This window comes from Cohnella kolymensis, assembly GCF_000829465.1.
Taxonomy (GTDB): domain Bacteria; phylum Bacillota; class Bacilli; order Paenibacillales; family Paenibacillaceae; genus Cohnella; species Cohnella kolymensis.
This window is the reverse complement of the sequence record NZ_JXAL01000006.1, coordinates 182276-201483: the sequence shown is the minus strand read 5'-3', so window position 1 is coordinate 201483 and position 19208 is coordinate 182276. Positions and strand designations below refer to the sequence as shown.

Here is a 19208-nt window from a genome sequence, read left to right as displayed (position 1 = left end):
CGATGGCGATAGAACGGTCAGAATAGGTGTATTTATGCACTTATTTGGTTTGGGTCCGCTTGGTGTCACGTGGTTTGAAAACACAAAGCGCCCGCGGGTCGTTGAGTTGTTTCGCTCATCCACTCGCGGGCGCTCTGCTCTGTGCAACTATCAAATTACACCTTGCTCATTGCCGCTTCCGTTCTTGCGCGGTCCCGTTCAAGTACGGGGCCCAGATATTTGCCGGTATAGGAATCGGCGTTGGCAGCCACTTGTTCCGGCGTGCCTGTGGCGACGATTGTACCGCCGCCGTTACCGCCCTCGGGACCGAGATCGACCAGATGGTCGGCGGTCTTGATGACGTCGAGGTTGTGCTCGATGACGAGCACGCTTTCGCCGGAATCGACCAAGCGGTGCAGTACCTGCAGGAGCCGGTCGATGTCGTCCACATGAAGCCCGGTCGTCGGTTCGTCTAGAATGTATAACGTTTTGCCGGTGCTTCTGCGGTACAGCTCGGCTGCGAGCTTCACCCTCTGCGCCTCACCGCCGGACAGCGTTGTGGCAGGCTGGCCGACATTCATGTAGCCCAAGCCAACGTCCATAAGCGTCTGCATTTTGCGGTGGATACGGGGAATATTCACGAAAAACTCCGTCGCATCCTCGATCGTCATAGCCAGCACTTCAGCAATGCTCTTGCCTTTATATTTAACTTCAAGGGTTTCCCGGTTATATCGTTTGCCTTTACAAATCTCGCACGGTACATAGACATCAGGCAGGAAGTGCATCTCAATCTTGATGATTCCGTCGCCTTTGCAAGCTTCGCAGCGTCCGCCCTTCACGTTAAAGCTGAAGCGCCCTTTCTTATACCCGCGTACCTTCGCTTCGTTGGTCATCGCGAAGACGTCGCGAATATCGTCAAATACTCCGGTGTAAGTCGCCGGATTGGAACGCGGCGTGCGGCCGATCGGCGATTGATCGATATCGATCACTTTCTCAAGGTTTTCGATCCCTTTGATTTCTTTATGCTCACCCGGTCTGGTCTTCGCTTTATTCAAGTCGCGGGCCAAAGTTTTATAAAGAATCTCATTGACCAGAGTTGATTTCCCTGAGCCCGAGACTCCCGTTACAGCGGTGAATACACCTAGAGGAAACTTGGCGTTCAGGTTCTTCAGGTTGTTTTCCTTCGCACCCTTGATCTCGAGCCACTTGCCATTCGTCTTGCGGCGTTTCAAAGGGACAGGGATAAATTTACGACCGCTCAAATAGGCGCCGGTTAGAGAGTTCTCATTGGCCATAACCTGTTCAGGTGTACCCTGCGCAATGACCTGGCCGCCATGAATGCCTGCGCCGGGGCCAATATCAATAATATAATCGGCAGCCATCATCGTATCTTCATCATGCTCAACGATGATCAGCGTATTTCCGATGTCCCGCATATGCTGCAAAGTTTGAATAAGCCTGTCGTTATCGCGTTGATGCAAGCCGATGCTCGGCTCATCCAGAATATACAACACACCCATCAGGCTGGAGCCAATCTGGGTCGCCAAGCGGATCCGCTGGGCTTCGCCGCCGGACAATGTCCCGGCTGCGCGTGATAATGTGAGGTAATCCAAACCAACATTAACAAGGAATCCAAGGCGATTGTTAATCTCCTTAAGAATAAGGTTGGCAATCGCTCTTTCTCTTTCATTCAGCTGCAAGCCTGCGAAAAATTGCTGCGCTTCCCCGATCGAGAGCGAAGTGACATATGCCATGTTCTGTTCGCCGATGGTAACCGCTAACGATTCCTTCTTCAATCGATGGCCATGGCACTTGGCACAGGGCCTGGCACTCATATATTCTTCAATAAACTCGCGGATACCGTCAGAACCGGTTTCCCGATAGCGGCGCTCGAGATTGTGTACGATGCCTTCGAATGGAACCATGGCATCGCGTTTATGTCCGAATTCATTCTCATAGCGGAATCTAATTTTCTCTCCGCCGGTGCCCTGCAAGATGATTTGCAGCTGTTTGTCGTTCAGCGAGCTCACGGGCACATTCGTTGGAATTTTATAATGTGAACAGACGGCCTCCAGGAATTGTGGATAATACGTGGATGTGCTTCCCGCCCATGCCTCGAACGCGCCTTGGTCTATCGTTTTGCTCCGATTAGGGATAAGAAGATCAGGATCCACAACCATCTTCGCCCCCAAGCCGTCACACTCCGGGCATGCGCCGTACGGCGAGTTAAAGGAGAACATCCGGGGAGCCAGCTCATCGATAGAGAAACCGCAAATCGGACACGCCAAATTGGAGTTGAACATCAACTCTTCTTTTTCCATGATATCGACGATCACTTGTCCGCCGGACAACTTCAACGCGGTCTCGAGCGAATCCGCGAGCCGTGAGGCAACATCATCCTTTACGACAATCCGGTCAACGACGACTTCAATGGAATGTTTTTTGTTTTTCTCAAGATCGATTTTCTCGGACAAATCCCGCAGTTCACCGTTCACTCGTACCCGGACGAAGCCCTGCTTCTGAACATCGGCCAACAGCTTGGAGTGTTCGCCTTTGCGGCCCGATACGAGCGGAGCAAGAATCTGCAGACGGGTACGCTCAGGGTATTCCATAATTCGGTCAACCATTTGTTCTACTGTTTGAGAGGTGATCGGCACCCCATGCTCCGGGCAATGCGGTATACCTACCCGCGCGAACATAAGCCGCAAATAGTCATAGATCTCTGTGACGGTACCTACTGTGGAACGCGGGTTACGGCTCGTTGTCTTCTGATCGATCGAAATCGCCGGCGACAGACCTTCGATCGAGTCAACATCCGGTTTGTCCATTTGTCCGAGAAACTGGCGAGCATAAGCGGACAATGATTCGACGTACCGGCGCTGTCCTTCTGCATAGATCGTATCGAATGCCAAAGAAGATTTACCGGAACCGGAAAGACCCGTCAACACAACAAACTTGTCACGGGGTATAGTAACATCTATATTTTTTAAATTATGGGCGCGAGCGCCTTTGATGATAATACTCTCGTTGGCCAAAAGAAAAAGCCCCTTTCGCGACAGCGCGGGGCTCTCATAATGCCGGCCGCAGTCGTCCACCAATAGGAATGGGTGTTCGTGTTCCCATCCAATTATAACGAACTGAAGCCGGTCATGCAAATGAGATATTACAAAAGTTGTTTGCGAAGCTCTTCAGCGGATTTCGGCGACAACAGGCCGTAAGGTACGTCGAACACGGTTTTCGCGCCTTTGTCTCCTGCTTGCGCCATGCGATAGACGGCACGGGCATAGGCCACGAGAACGCTCGCGGTAAACTCCGGGTTGCTGTCCAGCTTAAGGCTGAACTCTACGATTTGCGTGCTGTTCTCTCCGGTCTTGCCGCTGCGCAGCACATTCCCGCCGTGCGGAATGCGGGAATGTTCGGCGCGAAGCTCATCTTCGCTTATAAAATGTACAACCGTATTGTAATCAGCAAAGTAGTTCGGCATAGTTTTGATTTCGTTCGTAATCGCATCCTTGTCGGCACCCTCTTCGGCAACCACGAAACACTCACGCAAATGTTTTTCACGGGTGGACAGCTCAGGATTGCTTCCGCTGCGCACTTTCTCTACCGCTTCCTCGCGAGGTATCGTATATTGAACACCGTTCTTGACGCCTTTTACGCGACGGATCGCATCCGAGTGTCCTTGGCTGACTCCTTTGCCCCAGAACGTGTATTCGTTGCCCTCAGGAAGCACAGCTTCTGCCAACAGGCGGTTCAAAGAAAACAAGCCCGGATCCCAGCCGGTGGAAATAACAGAAACATTGCCGCCGCTGCGAGCGGAAGAATCGACTTTATCGAAATACTCGGGAATACGGGCGTGCGTATCAAAGCTGTCGACGGTATTAAACATTTTAGATAATTCAGGTCCTTGTTCCGGAAGGTCCGTTGCGGATCCTCCGCATAAAATCATGACATCGATTTTACCTTTGTACTCCTCTATATCAGAAATGGACACCATGCGTGTACCGGCTGTAACGGATTCAGGATTGCGGCGAGTAAAAATAGCTTCAAGCTGAATATCCGGGTTTTGGCGAATGGCGGACTCTACACCTCGTCCCAGATTTCCGTAACCTACGATACCGACTGTAATTTTTTTTGCTCATCATCATCTGCCCCCTATTTGATATGTATAAACGCCCATAATATCTTAGCTCATTAATGGTATAAAAAAAAGAGCATACGCACGGTGCGCATGCTCTCCGTTGTTCCGTTTACATTGCAGCTTTGATCTCAAGCAAAGCATCGCGAAGCTCCGCAGCGCGCTCGAATTGCAAGCTTTTCGCCGCTTCTTTCATTTCGGCCTCCAGACGCTCGACCATGAGCAGGCGATCTTTCTTCGACATCTTGCCCAAGTTGTCTGCGCCGGCCAGGTAAGTGCTCTTGGATTCCGCAACCTTCGTCGCTTCAATCACATCGCGCACTTTCTTGTGAATCGTTTGCGGTGTGATCCCGTGTTTCTCGTTGTATTCCAGTTGGATGACACGGCGGCGTTCGGTCTCGCTCATTGCTTTCTCCATCGAGTCCGTGATTTTGTCGCCATACATGATGACCCGCCCCTCAGAGTTTCGTGCCGCCCGGCCGATCGTCTGGATGAGAGAGCGTTCCGAGCGAAGGAAACCTTCCTTGTCGGCATCCAGAATCGCAACCAGAGTGACTTCCGGAAGATCAAGTCCCTCTCTTAACAGGTTGATTCCGACGAGTACATCAAACACGCCAAGCCGCAGGTCCCGCAGAATGGCCATTCGTTCCAACGTCTTGATATCGGAGTGAAGGTACCTGACTTTGATGCCGACTTCTTTCATATAATCAGTCAGGTCTTCCGACATTTTCTTCGTCAATGTAGTGACCAGTACACGCTCATCTTTGGCAATGCGCGCCCGTATTTCACCGAGCAAGTCATCGATTTGCCCTTTTGTCGGGCGTACTTCAATGATTGGATCGACCAGGCCTGTCGGCCGGATAATCTGCTGCACCATCTCAGGGCTGTTCTCTATCTCGTAAGGACCTGGCGTTGCTGATACATAAATCAATTGCTTGGCTTTCTGCTCGAATTCCTCGAATTTCAGAGGACGGTTGTCCTTAGCCGAAGGCAGGCGGAAGCATGGTCAACCAGCACAGTTTTCCGCGCTTGGTCTCCGTTGTACATCGCACGAACCTGCGGAAGCGTTACGTGAGATTCATCGATTACGACCATGTAGTCGTCCGGGAAAAAATCCATCAGGGTATACGGAGTCGCACCCCGTTCCCGGAAGGTCAGCGGCCCGGAATAGTTCTCGATACCGGAGCAGAATCCCATTTCCGCCATCATTTCCAAGTCGTAGCGCGTCCGTTGCTCCAGCCGCTGCGCTTCCAGCAGCTTTCCTGCCTCGCGCAGCTCTGCCAATCTTTCTTCGAGCTCACGTTCAATATTGACCAGTGCCAGCTTCATCTTCTCTTCTGCCGTAACGAAGTGAGATGCCGGAAAGATCGAAATATGCTCGCGTTCGCCGATAATTTCACCGGTCAGCACGTCAATCTCCGTAATCCGCTCAATTTCGTCGCCGAATAATTCTACCCGAACGGCTTGATCGCCGCGTGATACCGGGAAGATCTCAATCACATCGCCCCGTACGCGGAAAGTACCGCGCGTGAAGTTGATGTCGTTGCGCTGATACTGGATGTCTACCAGCTTGTGAAGAATCGCATTACGCGGCTTTTCCATGCCGACACGAAGGCTCAGCCGCAAATCCCGGTATTCTTCCGGAGAACCGAGACCGTAGATACACGATACGCTGGCAACAATGATTACATCCCGGCGCTCGAATAACGCAGAGGTTGCGGAGTGGCGCAGCTTGTCGATCTCGTCGTTGATGCTTGAATCTTTCTCGATGTACGTATCGCTAGAAGGGATATAGCTTCAGGCTGATAGTAATCGTAATAGCTTACGAAATACTCGACCGCATTTTCCGGGAAAAATTCCTTGAACTCACTGTAAAGCTGCGCGGCAAGCGTCTTGTTATGGGCAATGACAAGCGTAGGTTTATTCACCTTCGCGATCGTCTGTGCGATCGTGAACGTTTTACCCGTTCCTGTCGCACCAAGGAGCGTCTGATGCCGTTTCCCCGAAGTAATGCCTTGCTCCAGCTGCCCGATGGCGAACGGCTGATCGCCTTGCGGATCATATTCAGACACCAGCTTAAAAGCTTTTTCCAAGACCGATTCCCCCTTTCTATTCATTATGTTAAGCCCTGTGAGAGTTCGCCTATAACTGCCGATCTATATTCAAATGTGCATTTTTAGCAGAATGTGTGTTCCCATTAATTATATCGTTTTCGTAAAGTCACGTCAAAAGGAGTGGATTGTCATAAAAGCGGCCTGCTAAAAAATGAAATGGAAGGTATTGACACACTTTAATATTTAGCTTATTGTCTAATTAGATGATTATCTAAATATCGAAAAACAAGGACCCGACCATGAAAGGAGGAGCTCCATCCATGAATGACGCGTTCAAGGCACTCTCGGACCCCACCAGGCGCAAAATTCTCCAGCTTCTTAAAGAGCGTGACCTTACTGCCGGAGAAATCGCGGATCAGTTCAACATTTCCAAACCCAGCATCTCACATCATTTGAATATCTTGAAGCAAGCACAACTGGTACAAGACGAAAGGCAAGGACAGAACATCCTCTACTCGCTGAATCTTAGCGTCATGCAGGAAGCGATGGGCTGGTTCCTCGGTATGATCGGAACAAAAGGAGATGGACACGATGACGAAAGAAAATAAGAGCAACGAATTAGCTTGGTCCGCCAAAGATTGGATTTTACTTGGTACGAACGCAGTTATTTTTTTTAATCTTGTTTCTATCGTTTAATGAGCGGCTTCCGGATGTCATGGGTTCCCATTACAATCTCAAAGGCGAGCAGGACGGCACGATGCCGAAATGGGGATTCTGGCTGATGTACATAGGATTAGGGGTCGCAATGCCAACCATTCTTTCGGTTATGCGCTATGTAGACCCGCGCCGCGACAACTACACACGATTCGAGGACTACTTTTACATCATGCGATGGGCGATCAGCCTGTTCCTGCACGGCGTATTGCTGGTCGTCATACTGACGAATCTCGGTTACGAGCTGCCGATGATGAACCTGGTTGTAGGCGCCATGGGCATACTCTGGCTGGTGATCGGCAATCGGATGGGCCAGCTGCGCAGCAACTTTTTCATCGGTGTCAGAACTCCTTGGGCGCTGACGGATGAGAATAACTGGCGGTTAACTCATCGGTTGAGTGCAAGACTGTGGTTCCTCGCCGGATTGATCATGTTTGCAAGCGCTTGGTTCGTGCCCGCCGCATGGATTACCGTTGTATTGTTGATCTGTGTACTATGCAGCAGCCTCATCCCGACTGTTTATTCGTATGTTTTACATTCACGCAAGAAAAAAGCTTAAACGCCTGCCCAATCACTTTTCGGAGGTTTTATGAAATGAGAAAATTACTGGCATCAGCAGCGGCAATCATGTTTTTCCTTACATCTTTTCCTGTTATGGCTTCAGCCGACGGCATTAAGGTTTTGTTCGAGAATAAAGCGATTGTGTTCCCGGACGCCCAGCCGTACAAAAGCCAAAGCGACATGATGGTTCCGGTTCGTCCGATTGCAGAGGCTTTGAAGATGAAAATAACGTTCGATCAAGCAGCCAAAGAGGTCCATCTGAGTGTCCCGTCCGTGGATTTCGCGTTTAAAATCGGCGGCGATCAAGCAACGATAAACGGTACCGCGGTTGTCCCGTTCGGCACGCCGGCTATTTCGAGACAGAACCGCGTATACGTGCCGCTCTCCTTTTTGAAAGAGGTTCTCCGCCTGGAGGCAGCCTTCCATGCAGATCGCAATGAAGCCGTGATCAGCGTGACGAAAAGCGACGGCGCAGTTCTCCCGGACAGCTTGGTGGAGGAAGACATTGTGTTAAACGAAGGTACGCCTTTCCTGTTGAAAGGGACATTGACGATGCCTAAGAATGCGACCGGCAGCCTTCCTGCTGTAGTTCTCGTTCATGGTTCCGGTCCAAGCGACCGTAACGAGGCGGTCGGCGCTTACAAGCCTTTCCGCGATATCGCTGGGGGCTTGCGCAGCAGGAGTAGCGGTTCTTCGTTACGACAAAAGAACTTTTGCGCATGGACGCAGCTTTACTCCCGAAATGCTCGCCAAGTTCACCGTAAAAGAAGAAACGGTGGAGGATGCCATTGCCGCCTCTAAACTACTCAAGAACGACAAGCGCATTGATTCTGCTCGTGTGTTTATTGTGGGGCACAGCCTTGGCGGAATGCTTGCCCCGAGAATCGACGCGGAAGGCGGGAGCTTCGCAGGCCTGATCATTATGGCAGGTACCGCCCGCGAATTCTGGCAGATAAGCTACGATCAGAACGAGGCGTTCATCAAGGCGATGGATGACAACGATCCTACCAAGAAAACCAATGAAGCCTGGCTGGCAGCCGAGCTTGTCAAAGCGCAGAACATTAAAAATATGAGCGATGAAGAAGCGATGGCAGCCGTAATCTTCGGCGTTCCTGCCTATTATTTAAAGGATATGGAAAGCCATAGTACGGCGGACCTGACGGTCAAACTTCGTAAGCCGGTATTGATCATGCAGGGTGAAGATGACTTTCAAGTATTTAAAGACAAGGATTATACGCTATGGCAAGACCTGCTGAAGGAAAATTCTAATGCGGCGTTCAAGCTGTACCCGGGTCTGAATCATGCTTTTGTGCACTATGAAGGTGACGGCAAGGGAACTGTAGAGGAATACAAACATCCGGGGAATGTCGAGCCGCAAGTGATACGCGATATTGCAGATTGGATATTGAAAAACTAACATGCAAAAACCCGAGAGCACGCTCTCGGGTTTTTGCTATCAGAACGTCTTAAGATTTCTTGCGTGATGCGGCGTTTCTAGGTGGAAGAACCGGAGCTTGCGCAGGTTCGAATGCCGAAGGGTCCAGTTCAGACGGGGATTCCGATCCTGCTGCCAATTCAGCAGCCGCGCTTTCCGCCTCACGGCGTGCTGTGATTGCGGGCCTTTCTCCTCGACGCCGTGCACCCGCCTCCCGAAGGATCTTCCAGATGGAACCGGATCGGGCGCCGACCACGTAGTCCACCTGTTCATCCGGCGCTAAAATGAGTCCCAGCTGATGGTGCTCCCCGGCATAACGCGCTCTTTGCGCGAACCGAATCTGCCCGTCCCTGTTAACGACCTCCAGCTTGCAAAAAGCGGCTTGCTTTTGAAGCGCGGCGTGCAGCTCCTCTTTATTCCGGACGGCGGATCCGTTAGCTCTTTTAATAATTTCACCCGACTGGAATTCCATCTCCTCAGCCGGCGTACCGGGAAGAACTGCGAGAACTCTCACCCCTGAACGGTCTTGTGCATAAAGAAACTCCCGTCCGCTCTCCCGCGAACGGCTGACCAGCAGTAAGCCTTCATGAAGAACAAAGGCAGCAATAGCCCCCACCACGCTTAACCATGGCAAGTAGTTTCCCCCCATTGCCAAAGCTGCAATACCCAATCCGTAGATCATAAGAGAGTTCCCGGACATCCGCGCTTTTTGTTCAGGCGTGAAGCTGAGCGTACGGTCGCTGAAGCCGATTAATACCGGAAAAGCCAATAAACTCCAACCTGCGGTATCCTGTGCCATGCCGAAAAGCGGTGTCCAAGGAAGCGACAGCCCTTCCGCTCCTGCTGGGATCAGCCAGAGCAGCGGAATGGGCCACATCCCCGTTAATGCGTAGGCGCCGACCGGTTTGCCTCTTTTACCCTCAACGAACAACGGGATGGCTAACTTCGAGCCTTGCAGCCGCACTAACAGCCCCTCGGCAATATGTAAAATACCCGCTAAAAACAGCAAGCTTGGAACATGTACTTCTAGGATCAACCGCACGGCGTCGGCAAGAACTCCTTGAGCGCCATCCGCTCCCGTCCACTGCACAACCGCTTGAAGCACACCGAGGAGCCCTGCAGCGTAAGCGAGACAAACGTATCGCAGCTGGAATAATGCCAATACAGCCATCGCGATCCATACACACAGCAAAGTGCCGTTGGTCAATTGAGCGCCGGCACCCAAGCTCGCAATAGAAAGAACAGCGCCGACAGCGAGTCCTGCCAGCACCCTTGTCAGCACCAATTGCAAAGAGCCGTAAAGTCTAACATGAAACAGCTTACGCTGAAGGATCGTTCCTTGCCGGGCATGCCACCAGACAAACAGTACAGCGATATAAAAATACGGAAGCGTGAACAGACCGAGAGCCGCCTGTCCCGCTTCCCGCACAACATTCAACAGAGGTTCCAACTGCCCCTCCCCTTTCACAAAAAAGGAGCTGACGCAAAGTCAACCTCCTAAGTATTCGACAAAGGCAAAACAATTCCTTCCCGTCTACGAGGCCGGCATGAGTTCCCGGGCTTTCTTCACCGCCGCTTGCCACTGCGTGTCATACTCGGGGTTTTGCAAATTCACATACAGCTTCTCTTCGAGCCGATCCGCCGTTGCCGCATTAACCTGCCCATCCACCGGCAGCTGCTCGCTAAGCTGGAATTGCTGAACGGCGGCTTCCGTACCCTTGCTGAAGTATCCGTCCTTGCGGTCGGCCGGAAATCCGATCCCCTCCAGAATATTTTGCAGGTTTTTCACCGGCTCGCCGGTCACATCGTATTGCAGCACATGGTCCCTTGGCAGCCTCGATGCAAGAAAGTAATCCGGTTGGCTCACCGCCAAATCCGGGTCGATCCCCTTCTGATGGATCCAGGTTCCGTCAGGCAGCAGCCACTTATACACGGTCAGCTTCACCAGACTGCCGTCGCCGAGCTCTTTATCGTAACTCACCTGGACGGTGCCTTTGCCATAACTCGTATCGCCAACGAGCACGGCATTGGCCGACTGTTTAAGCGCACCTGCCAGTATTTCCGCTGCACTGGCGCTGCCTTTGTTGATGAGGACGATAATCGGGTAAGGCTTGAGACGATCGAGTCCGTTCACCGCAAATTCCGTTTTGTGCCGGCCATCCCGATATTCATTGACCAGGATCGGTTTATTTTTCTCAATGAACTGCTCCGACACTTCGAGCACCGATTGGAGTATGCCTCCCGGGTTGTCCCTGACATCGATAATCAGAGCTTTCAGCCCTTGTTCCTCCATCGCTCGTACCCTATCAGCAACCTCGGCTGAAGTATCGTAGGTAAATTGGTTGATCGAAAGACGGCCGATGCCGTCCTGTCCTAAGTCAGCGTGCACGGTCTCCAGATCGATCCGATCGCGGACCATCTCCAGCTCCAGCGGTTCCGCGGCTCCTGCACGCGATATCTTGAGCTTCGCTTTGGTGCCTTTAGGGCCCCGGATCTTGGATACGGCCTCACTCAAAGTGACACCGTGAAGACTTTGCCCATTCACGCTAAGAAGCACATCACGGGGCTGCAGCCCCGCTCTTTCCGCGGGGGAGCCTTTAATCGCAGAGTCAACGACAACGGTGCCGTTCTCAATTTTCAGCTCGGCTCCAATACCCGTGAATGCTCCCTGCAGGGCATCGCTGAATTTCTGCGCTTCTTCACTGGATTTATATACGGAATAAGGATCGCGCAATGATTCGACCATGCCTTGAACAGCGCCGTCCAGCAGCTGACTGCGGTCTGTGTCTGTCATGTACCGCTCTTCGATCAGATCCAGCGCCTTGTTCAATTTACCCAGTTCTTCCTCGCTCCAACCTTCGGCGGAGCCGCTCGAGGAAGCTCCCGCTTCCACAGCTGAGGGCTGTAAAGCCCAGTCCGGCAGCTTTACCACTGTGTAGGTTACGATACTGGCCGCGATTGCCGTCAGCACCATCACCGCAAAAAGGCTACGACCTCTATACCACACGAACGCCACTCCTCCATATCCGGTTCATTGTTAGAATATGACAAGCCGTAGGCAGTTATCCTCTACTGTTAACCTCATTGCGGGGGCATGAAGCCAAAAACAGCCGATTCCCGACCTCGTGGATGTCGGGCCATCGGCTGTCTGATATGCGATTTATCTCAAATAGGGCGCAGGATTAACCGGCTCGAAATCCTTATTTCTTACTTCGAAATGGAGATGATTTCCGGTGGACTGCCCGGTGGAACCCACTCCGCCGATCTTTTGCCCTCTTTTGACGATTTGCCCTTTCTTTACATATATACCGCCGCTCATCAAATGTCCATACAAAGTTGAAATTCCGCCGCCGTGGTCGATGACGATGCAATTGCCGTACCCGCTCCAGGATTGTGCAACGATAACGACTCCTGATTCGGCCGCGTATACGGGAGTTCCGCGCGGAGCCGCCATGTCCATGCCGGAATGAAGCTTCTTCTTGCCGGTAATCGGATGAATCCGGTAACCGAACGGCGATGACATGCGGTAATCGGACTGGAGCGGCATGCCGAGCTTACCGCCTTTGTAATGATTCTTGATTCGTTTCTTTTTAGCCTCGAGTTGGGAAGCTTTCTTGGCGAATTCCTTCAGCTGCGCTTCGGCTTCCTCGCTGATCTCTTCCATTTCCTCGATCTCTTTGTTCAACTGGGACATGAGAACTTCTTTCTCGTTCTCCATATTTTCCAAGCTGGCGATGTTGCTCTGCCTTTGAATAGAGAGCTTCTTGACCTCGGCCACCGCTTGCTCGAATTCCTGCTTCTCAGCCTCCAGATTCGCTTCCAGCTTCTGTTTCGTATTGAGAATGTCTTTATCTTGGGCGGCAATAGCTTCTACATTCTCGATATGGCCGACAAACTCGCCGAAGCTTTTGAAGCTTAAAAGTACGTCCAGATAAGCAACAGGCCCGTTTTCATACTGCAGCACCAATCGGGAATCCATAAGCTTACCGTGGTTTTCTTTTTGCTTGATCGCATCTTTATATTTCTTGACTGTAGATTGAAGTTGTTCCTGGCTCTGATCGAGCTTGGTCAGCGTGGCTTGCAGAACTTTAGACTCCTGATCGATCTTGGCCAGAATGGCGTGGAGATCGGCATCCGTCGCTTTCACCTGAACTTGTTTATCCTTAATGGTTTTATCCGCATATCTCTGGTTGTGCTCGGCTGCATCCATCTGATTCTTCAGCTGCTTAAGCTCTTTGTCTATTTTCTGGACTTCGGAGAGCGCTTGTCCCTCATAAGGCTGCAGGATCAAACTGGCCGTGATCAGCATTGCCAATAAAAGCACGAATTTCCTTCTCACAAAATGCCTCCTCTAGATACGGTTTCCAGCATCCAAAATACGGTTAATATCGTTTATACCCTTAAATGCTTTCTGATCGAGATCGTACTGCCCCACACACCCAAGAGAGTCCCGAGCGCTAAAATGGTGCCGCCGACCAACCACTTCACCTCGTCGAACGTGGAGAGCTGAAGCATGTATAAGCCCATGGAGTGGTTGGTTTTGATGACCAATTGCGAGTATCCGATGAGCAATCCGGCGGCTGCAGCGGCGGAGCCGCTGAACCCGATGAGCGCTCCTTCAATAAAAAACGGCCAGCGTATAAAACTGTTGGTCGCACCGACCAGCTTCATGATGCCGATCTCGCGGCGCCGGGCCAGTATCGTCATCTTGATTGTCGTAGAAATTAAAAACATGGCCATGACCGCGAGACCCAGCACGATGAACAGGCCGATGTTGCGTACGCCGTTCGTAATGCTGAATAAGGTCTCTATCGTGCCTTTGCCGTATCTGACTCTTTTGACGGGTTTGTCCGGGTCCGATTCGTTAATGGCTTCAATCTGCTTGGCCACGAAAGCGATCTGCTGCGGATTGAACGCCTCCACCTCAAAGGAATCCGGCAAAGGGTTGTTCTCATCGTCGTAGCCTTCCAAAGCCTGCTTGCCATCCTCACCCATGCTTTCACGGAAACGGGCAAGTCCTTCCGCTTTGGAAACGAACGTAACGGATTTAACCTCAGGAATGCGCTTGATCAAACGCTCGACATTCTCGATCTTGGGCTGATCCGTATCCGTTTCAAGATAAACGCTGATCTGCACCTGGTTATCCAGCTGATCGGCGAGCTTGTTCACATTAAGCGCTAGCAGCATGAACACTCCCAGAATGAACAGCGACACCGCGATGGAGCTGATCGATGCGAAGCTCATCCAGCCGTTGCGGCCGACGTTCTTGGCACCTTCGCGAAAATGGCGGGCGACCGTGCTAATTTTCATAGCCGTATTCCCCCCTCGGTTCATCGCGAGAGATGCTGCCTTTCTCGATGGCGATTACACGTTTGCGCAATGTGTTGACGATCTCTTTGTTGTGGGTAGCCATGACGATTGTCGTGCCGCGGAAATTGATTTCCTCCAGAAGCTTCATGATGCCCCACGACGTCTCGGGATCAAGATTCCCGGTCGGCTCATCGGCAACGATGACCGCGGGATTGTTCACGATTGCGCGAGCGATCGCGATCCTCTGCTGCTCTCCGCCGGAAAGCTGAGCCGGAAGGCTGCCTGCCTTATGTTTCAATCCGACCAGTTCCAACACTTCCATCGTACGGCGGCGAATCGCCCGGCTCGGCGTTTCGATAACTTCCATCGCGAAAGCCACGTTCTCATACGCGGAAAGCTTAGGGAGCAGTTTGTAATCTTGAAAAATAACTCCGATATTACGCCGCACGTACGGGATTTTGCGCTGCTTGAGCTTGCCTATATTGAATCCGTTGACGGAGATCTGCCCTTTGGTAGGGACTTCTTCACGATAAATCAATTTCATGAATGTCGACTTTCCTGCCCCGGAAGGACCGACAATATACACGAACTCATTCCGCTCGATGACGACATTGATCGCCTGAAGGGCGGTCGTACCGTCGGGATACGTTTTCCATATATCTTGCATTTCTATCACATTATCACTTCCAGTTAAGATTCGGACCTTATCCATTTCGACATCTTGCATTAAAATCCTCTCTTTGTCGATAATTTCCGAGGAAATATTGTCGTTTTAATTTAGGGAATAGTACTGATTAAAACCCAAACCGGGGAAAGTTTAAAATTTTCTCATTTAAGACGGCAACAAATTCGGGGTTTGGAAGGTATATATAGTGAGTGGAAAAAATGAAGTAAATTGGAATCCGAGGGAAGTGGCTGAAAATGAAAAAAGGATGGCTCTTAACGGGGAGTCTTGCACTTATAATTGCAGGTGCCGGAGTTGGAGGTACGATATATTACGGGAGTGACGATACGCTTCCAAAAGGCTTTACAGTCGGCGGGCTGACCGTGGGCGGCCAGTCCGCGCCGGCGGCGCTGAACCTGCTGCAGAATCGGGTTGCCGATTTGGAGCAAATCCAGGTTACCGCTGTGCTGCCGGCGGGCGGGACCGGTGACATTAAGGTGCCTGACCGCACTTTGAAGCAGTTAGGCATGAGTGTCGATACAAGCGATGCCATGAAGGCCATCGAGAAGTTTCGCGACGCGTCCTGGCTGAACAGGGCCAGAATGCGATTCGAAGGCGGCATGAAGTCCTCCTATGGACTCAGCGTTAATTGGAATGAGCAGCAGTTCCAGCAGGAAGCTCAGGCTTCTTGGGGCTCCGCTGCCGGTGCTGCTCCTAAGGACGCCGAGCGTACGATCAATGATCAGGACGAAGTGATTTATACCGATGAAGTTCTCGGCACGGAGCTTGATTTGCCTGCACTCTTTAATAAGGTTAAAAATTTAGAGCCGAAAACTCTCTCGCCAAAAATGAGCAGCAGCAGCGCGGAAGCCTATAAAGTCGAGCTGCCCATAACGGAAACGGCTCCGGAAATTACGGTAGCCAAGCTGAAAGAAGAAGGCATCGAACGTAAAATCGCCGAATTTACCACCTCTTTCACCACAAGCGGAAAAGGCCGTTCACATAATGTGACGGCGGCTGCCAAAGCGTTGAACGAAACGCTGCTCATGCCGGACGATGTTTTCGAATACGGCAAAATCGTTGCAAAAGCTGAAAAAGAGTACGGCTACAAAGAAGCGCCGGTCATCCTCAAAGGCAAGCTCGTGCCGGGTGTAGGCGGCGGCATCTGCCAGGTGTCCAGCACGCTCTACAACGCGGCGCTGCGTGTGGGGCTGGACATTGTCGAGAGGCGCAACCACTCATTGCGTGTTCATTACTTACCTGCCGGATTGGATGCTACATTCGCCGACGGTTTTGTGAACTTCAAATTCCGCAACTCCACCGGCAAGCAGCTCTTGATCCGTACAGTGGTGCACGATAAAAGGTTAACGGTGAAGCTGTTCGGAACGATGCCTGAAAATGTTGAATATCGCACCGAAACGGTTGAGGTTAAAGTGAATAAGCCGAAGACGGTTTATGTCGCTAACGACAAGCTGACACTGGGCAAGCAAGACACCGTGCAAAAAGGCGAATCCGGCTATGTCGTGGAATCCTACCTCGTGAAGCTCGTGGACGGGAACGAAGTGGAACGCAAGAAATTGTCCCGCGACACTTACCGTACACAGGATAATCTGATCGCGGTGAACCCTCAAGATCCGAGACTGAATCCGGAGGGCAGCACCCCTGCTCCAACGCCTGATCCGACACCTTCTCCAGGCCAGGACGAAGGCCCTGTCGAACCCGTGTAAGTTACATGTGAAAGCCCGTGGGATAATGTCCCGCGGGCTTTTGTTTTGTATCTGTCATCACCCGGCGCGGATTCGGAAATACCACCTCACCTTGCTCCACCGCCAATAACCTGAATCGCCCACCTGCAGACGTCCAGTGCGTAGCTCTGCCGTGTCCACCTCATCTCCGTAAACCGCCGGTAACCCACTCGCAGTATGCGACCAGCCGAAATAATTGCAAAACTACAACTAATTTCCCGGCTTCTGACCCATCGTTTGAAATAATTGCAAAAATACAACTATTACTCTCAAAAAGAAATAAGTGTAGTTTTGCAGTTAATTGTGAAGTCACCGAGTACGCTTTTGCTCTGGTTACCAACCTGTCATTCGAATTAATTCGTACTTCACTACTCTAACCCCGTCTTCCCCTTTGATGGCACGAAACCAACCTTGCTCGGTAAGTGACTGAAGTATGCGAACCGCGCGCCGGAAATTCATATGAAGACGATCAACAACGTCTTTGGGGCGAATGGGACGGGCCAGAAAGTGCGCTAGTCGGATGACTTCCTTTTCCGCAAAGGAGCGCAATTCCGGCAGACTCCCGCTTTCATATTGGCTTAATACCATGCGCAGCAACGCGATCAACAGATCGGGCTCATCTTTAACATCATCGTAAGCGAATGAGACAAGGTGGACAGCCAGTCCTTCGAGAAATAATTCTCTCTTACACTCCTTGCAAAAGCCCTGCCGGTCCAGCTCTTTTACATGGGTGTTGAAGCCTTTGATTTCCCAAATAAATTTATGCCCGCTTGTGGTCACATAGAGAAAATCTCCGAAATACGATTTCCCACGCCAATCAAGCACCTCATACTCCGGATGCAGTCTGTCGAAGTTACCTTTCAGCGGCCACCATACATTCTCCAAAAACAATTTTTCTCCATGTCCATGTCCTCTCTCTAGACGGCCTCGACGCTCACCTTTTCGGCGTGCCAGATGACTGCCGATAAACGCAGCATGTGCTTGCTCGAAACTCATGACAAATCCCCCTTTACCTGAAAAATACAAAAAACGCCCCAACCCACTCTGCTAGAGTAGATTGGGACGTTCTTCGTCACTTGATATGCATTATATCACAGACCCGCTCATCCGCGCTGTGCCGGCGGAACCTGCTCATCGTCGCTGTTCCGGCGGGGGGTGATGGGCATCCCCCGAAGATTACCTGCTCTTCTCCTGATACTCCGCAACCCACTCTGCCGTGCGGGACAAGTCGACCTCAGCCCGGGTGATGGCCGCTGTCACTTGGCCGGTTGCGGTACCGCCGTACACGTTACGCGCGTTCACGACCTGCTCCGGCTGGAGAACCTCGTAGATGCGGTCGTCGAACAACGGTGAGAACTGCTGGAATTCTTCCAGCGTCAGATCGAGCAGAAACTTGTTTTGCTGGATGCAGTATAAGACGGTTTTGCCGATGACTTCGTGCGCTTGGCGGAAAGGCAGGCCTTTGCCGACGAGGAAGTCCGCGATGTCGGTGGCGTTAGAGAAGTCCTGATCGACCGCGCGTCTCATGCGTTCTTTGCGGACTTTCATCGTACCGATCATCGGAGCGAACAGCTGAAGCGCACCCTGAAGTGTTTTAACGGTATCAAACATACCTTCCTTATCTTCCTGCATATCCTTATTATAGGCCAGCGGCAAAGACTTGAGCACGGTAAGAAGGCCGACCAGATTGCCATATACACGCCCCGTCTTGCCGCGAACGAGTTCCGGGACGTCGGGGTTTTTCTTTTGCGGCATGATGCTGGAGCCGGTGCAGAATGCGTCGTCCAGCTCCACGAACTGAAACTCTGTGCTGGACCACAAAATCAATTCCTCACTTAACCGAGATAGGTGCATCATAATCAAGGAGGCGCCGCTCAAAAACTCCACAATGAAATCGCGGTCACTTACGGCGTCCAAGCTGTTCTCGTATACGCGGCCGAAGTTGAGCAATTCCGCAGTATACAACCGGTCGATCGCGAACGTTGTTCCCGCCAACGCACCCGCACCAAGCGGCAGCGTGTCGATTCGCTTGTAGCTGTCTTGCAGACGCTCGATATCCCGGCCGAACATGGACACGTAAGCCATCAGATGATGCGCGAACAAAATCGGCTGCGCACGCTGCAGGTGCGTGTAGCCCGGTACGATCGTATCGAGGTTTTCCTTCGCTTGCCCGATCAAGGCCGCTTGCAACTTCTGCAGCAGGTCCACAAACTCAACGACACGCTTACGTAAATATAGGTGCATATCTGTCGCAACCTGATCGTTACGGCTGCGGCCGGTGTGAAGCTTGCCCCCGACCGGCCCGATTTCATCGATCAGCGCTTTCTCGATATTCATATGAATGTCTTCGTCGCCGACGGCAAATTCCTGTTCACCGCGCTGAATCCGGTCGCGCACTTTCAGCAAACCCTCGGTTATCTTCTGCACATCTTCCGCAGGTAGTATATCGCATTTTCCCAGCATGGTCACATGTGCCAAGCTGCCCTGAATATCTTCCATAGCAAGCTCTTTATCGAAATTAATGGATGCCGTATATTCTTCAACCAGTTGGTCGGTTTGTTTCGTAAACCGGCCGCCCCAAAGTTTACTCATCTCAAGCAGCCCCTCT

At 51.6% G+C, this 19208-nt stretch carries 13 protein-coding genes and 2 pseudogenes; 5 read left to right on the top strand and 10 right to left on the bottom strand.

Annotated elements, in window-relative coordinates:
* Nucleotides 1–155 precede the first annotated feature (155 nt).
* The 3 genes and pseudogenes from uvrA to uvrB all read right to left on the bottom strand — a co-directional run bounded on the left by uvrA (nucleotide 156) and on the right by uvrB (nucleotide 6234).
* The gene (gene uvrA / locus SD71_RS06930; protein ID WP_041061364.1) at nucleotides 156–3014 is read right to left on the bottom strand and encodes an excinuclease ABC subunit UvrA; all 2859 of its coding nucleotides are present in this window, start codon (nucleotides 3012–3014) and stop codon (nucleotides 156–158) included.
* Nucleotides 3015–3142: 128 nt separating this feature from the next.
* Nucleotides 3143–4108, bottom strand: coding sequence for a diaminopimelate dehydrogenase (locus tag SD71_RS06925; RefSeq protein ID WP_041061362.1), 966 nt, complete (start codon nucleotides 4106–4108; stop codon nucleotides 3143–3145).
* Between the two features lie 121 nt (nucleotides 4109–4229).
* Nucleotides 4230–6234, bottom strand: a pseudogene (uvrB, locus tag SD71_RS06920) (excinuclease ABC subunit UvrB).
* Between the two features lie 257 nt (nucleotides 6235–6491).
* On the opposite strand from uvrB, the gene SD71_RS06915 reads away from it, so the two are divergent.
* The 4 genes and pseudogenes from SD71_RS06915 to SD71_RS06905 all read left to right on the top strand — a co-directional run bounded on the left by SD71_RS06915 (nucleotide 6492) and on the right by SD71_RS06905 (nucleotide 8863).
* Nucleotides 6492–6779: an autorepressor SdpR family transcription factor gene (locus SD71_RS06915; protein WP_041061360.1), complete on the top strand. Its 288-nt coding sequence runs from the start codon at nucleotides 6492–6494 to the stop codon at nucleotides 6777–6779.
* Nucleotides 6780–6820: 41 nt separating this feature from the next.
* Nucleotides 6821–7444, top strand: coding sequence for an SdpI family protein (locus SD71_RS06910; protein ID WP_235427020.1), 624 nt, complete (start codon nucleotides 6821–6823; stop codon nucleotides 7442–7444).
* Nucleotides 7348–7875 (top strand): annotated as a pseudogene (locus SD71_RS25845) (copper amine oxidase N-terminal domain-containing protein); the annotation flags it as partial. The gene SD71_RS06910 and the pseudogene SD71_RS25845, both read left to right, overlap by 97 nt.
* A gap of 169 nt (nucleotides 7876–8044) precedes the next feature.
* Nucleotides 8045–8863, top strand: a complete 819-nt coding sequence (locus SD71_RS06905) for an alpha/beta hydrolase family protein (protein ID WP_082034103.1) — start codon at nucleotides 8045–8047, stop codon at nucleotides 8861–8863.
* Nucleotides 8864–8912: 49 nt separating this feature from the next.
* Here the strand turns inward: SD71_RS06905 and SD71_RS06900 are convergent, their stop codons facing one another.
* The 5 genes from SD71_RS06900 to ftsE form a co-directional block, all read right to left on the bottom strand.
* Complete coding sequence (locus SD71_RS06900; protein ID WP_152619368.1) at nucleotides 8913–10331, bottom strand: PDZ domain-containing protein; 1419 nt, start codon at nucleotides 10329–10331, stop codon at nucleotides 8913–8915.
* Nucleotides 10332–10415: 84 nt separating this feature from the next.
* Entirely contained in the window at nucleotides 10416–11888 is a 1473-nt protein-coding gene (locus SD71_RS06895) for a S41 family peptidase (RefSeq protein ID WP_082034102.1), read from the bottom strand.
* Nucleotides 11889–12041: 153 nt separating this feature from the next.
* Nucleotides 12042–13220, bottom strand: coding sequence for a murein hydrolase activator EnvC family protein (locus SD71_RS06890; RefSeq protein ID WP_041061353.1), 1179 nt, complete (start codon nucleotides 13218–13220; stop codon nucleotides 12042–12044).
* 53 nt (nucleotides 13221–13273) lie between these two features.
* Nucleotides 13274–14191 carry a permease-like cell division protein FtsX gene (gene ftsX / locus SD71_RS06885; RefSeq protein ID WP_041061351.1) on the bottom strand — a complete coding sequence of 306 codons (918 nt, stop codon included), beginning with the start codon at nucleotides 14189–14191 and terminating at the stop codon, nucleotides 13274–13276.
* Nucleotides 14181–14867, bottom strand: coding sequence for a cell division ATP-binding protein FtsE (gene ftsE, locus SD71_RS06880; protein WP_041061463.1), 687 nt, complete (start codon nucleotides 14865–14867; stop codon nucleotides 14181–14183). The genes ftsX and ftsE overlap by 11 nt, the downstream gene beginning before the upstream one ends.
* A 245-nt stretch (nucleotides 14868–15112) precedes the next feature.
* On the opposite strand from ftsE, the gene SD71_RS06875 reads away from it, so the two are divergent.
* Nucleotides 15113–16582, top strand: coding sequence for a VanW family protein (locus SD71_RS06875; protein WP_052476043.1), 1470 nt, complete (start codon nucleotides 15113–15115; stop codon nucleotides 16580–16582).
* Between the two features lie 351 nt (nucleotides 16583–16933).
* Here SD71_RS06875 and SD71_RS06870 read toward each other — a convergent pair whose 3' ends face one another.
* Nucleotides 16934–17596: a hypothetical protein gene (locus SD71_RS06870; protein ID WP_041061348.1), complete on the bottom strand. Its 663-nt coding sequence runs from the start codon at nucleotides 17594–17596 to the stop codon at nucleotides 16934–16936.
* A 180-nt stretch (nucleotides 17597–17776) separates the two neighbouring features.
* A complete protein-coding gene (gene argH, locus SD71_RS06865) occupies nucleotides 17777–19192 on the bottom strand; it encodes an argininosuccinate lyase (RefSeq protein WP_041061346.1) in 1416 nt (471 codons plus the stop codon).
* Nucleotides 19193–19208: the final 16 nt, after the last annotated feature.

Bases quoted from the DNA above. Each gene is read 5' to 3' on its own strand.
- SD71_RS06915 (WP_041061360.1), top strand. From the start codon at position 6,492: ATGAATGACGCGTTCAAGGCACTCTCGGACCCCACCAGGCGCAAAATT.
- SD71_RS06905 (WP_082034103.1), top strand. From the start codon at position 8,045: ATGGTTCCGGTCCAAGCGACCGTAACGAGGCGGTCGGCGCTTACAAGC.
- ftsX (WP_041061351.1), bottom strand. From the start codon at position 14,191: ATGAAAATTAGCACGGTCGCCCGCCATTTTCGCGAAGGTGCCAAGAAC.
- SD71_RS06875 (WP_052476043.1), top strand. From the start codon at position 15,113: ATGAAAAAAGGATGGCTCTTAACGGGGAGTCTTGCACTTATAATTGCA.
- SD71_RS06870 (WP_041061348.1), bottom strand. From the start codon at position 17,596: ATGAGTTTCGAGCAAGCACATGCTGCGTTTATCGGCAGTCATCTGGCA.
- argH (WP_041061346.1), bottom strand. From the start codon at position 19,192: ATGAGTAAACTTTGGGGCGGCCGGTTTACGAAACAAACCGACCAACTG.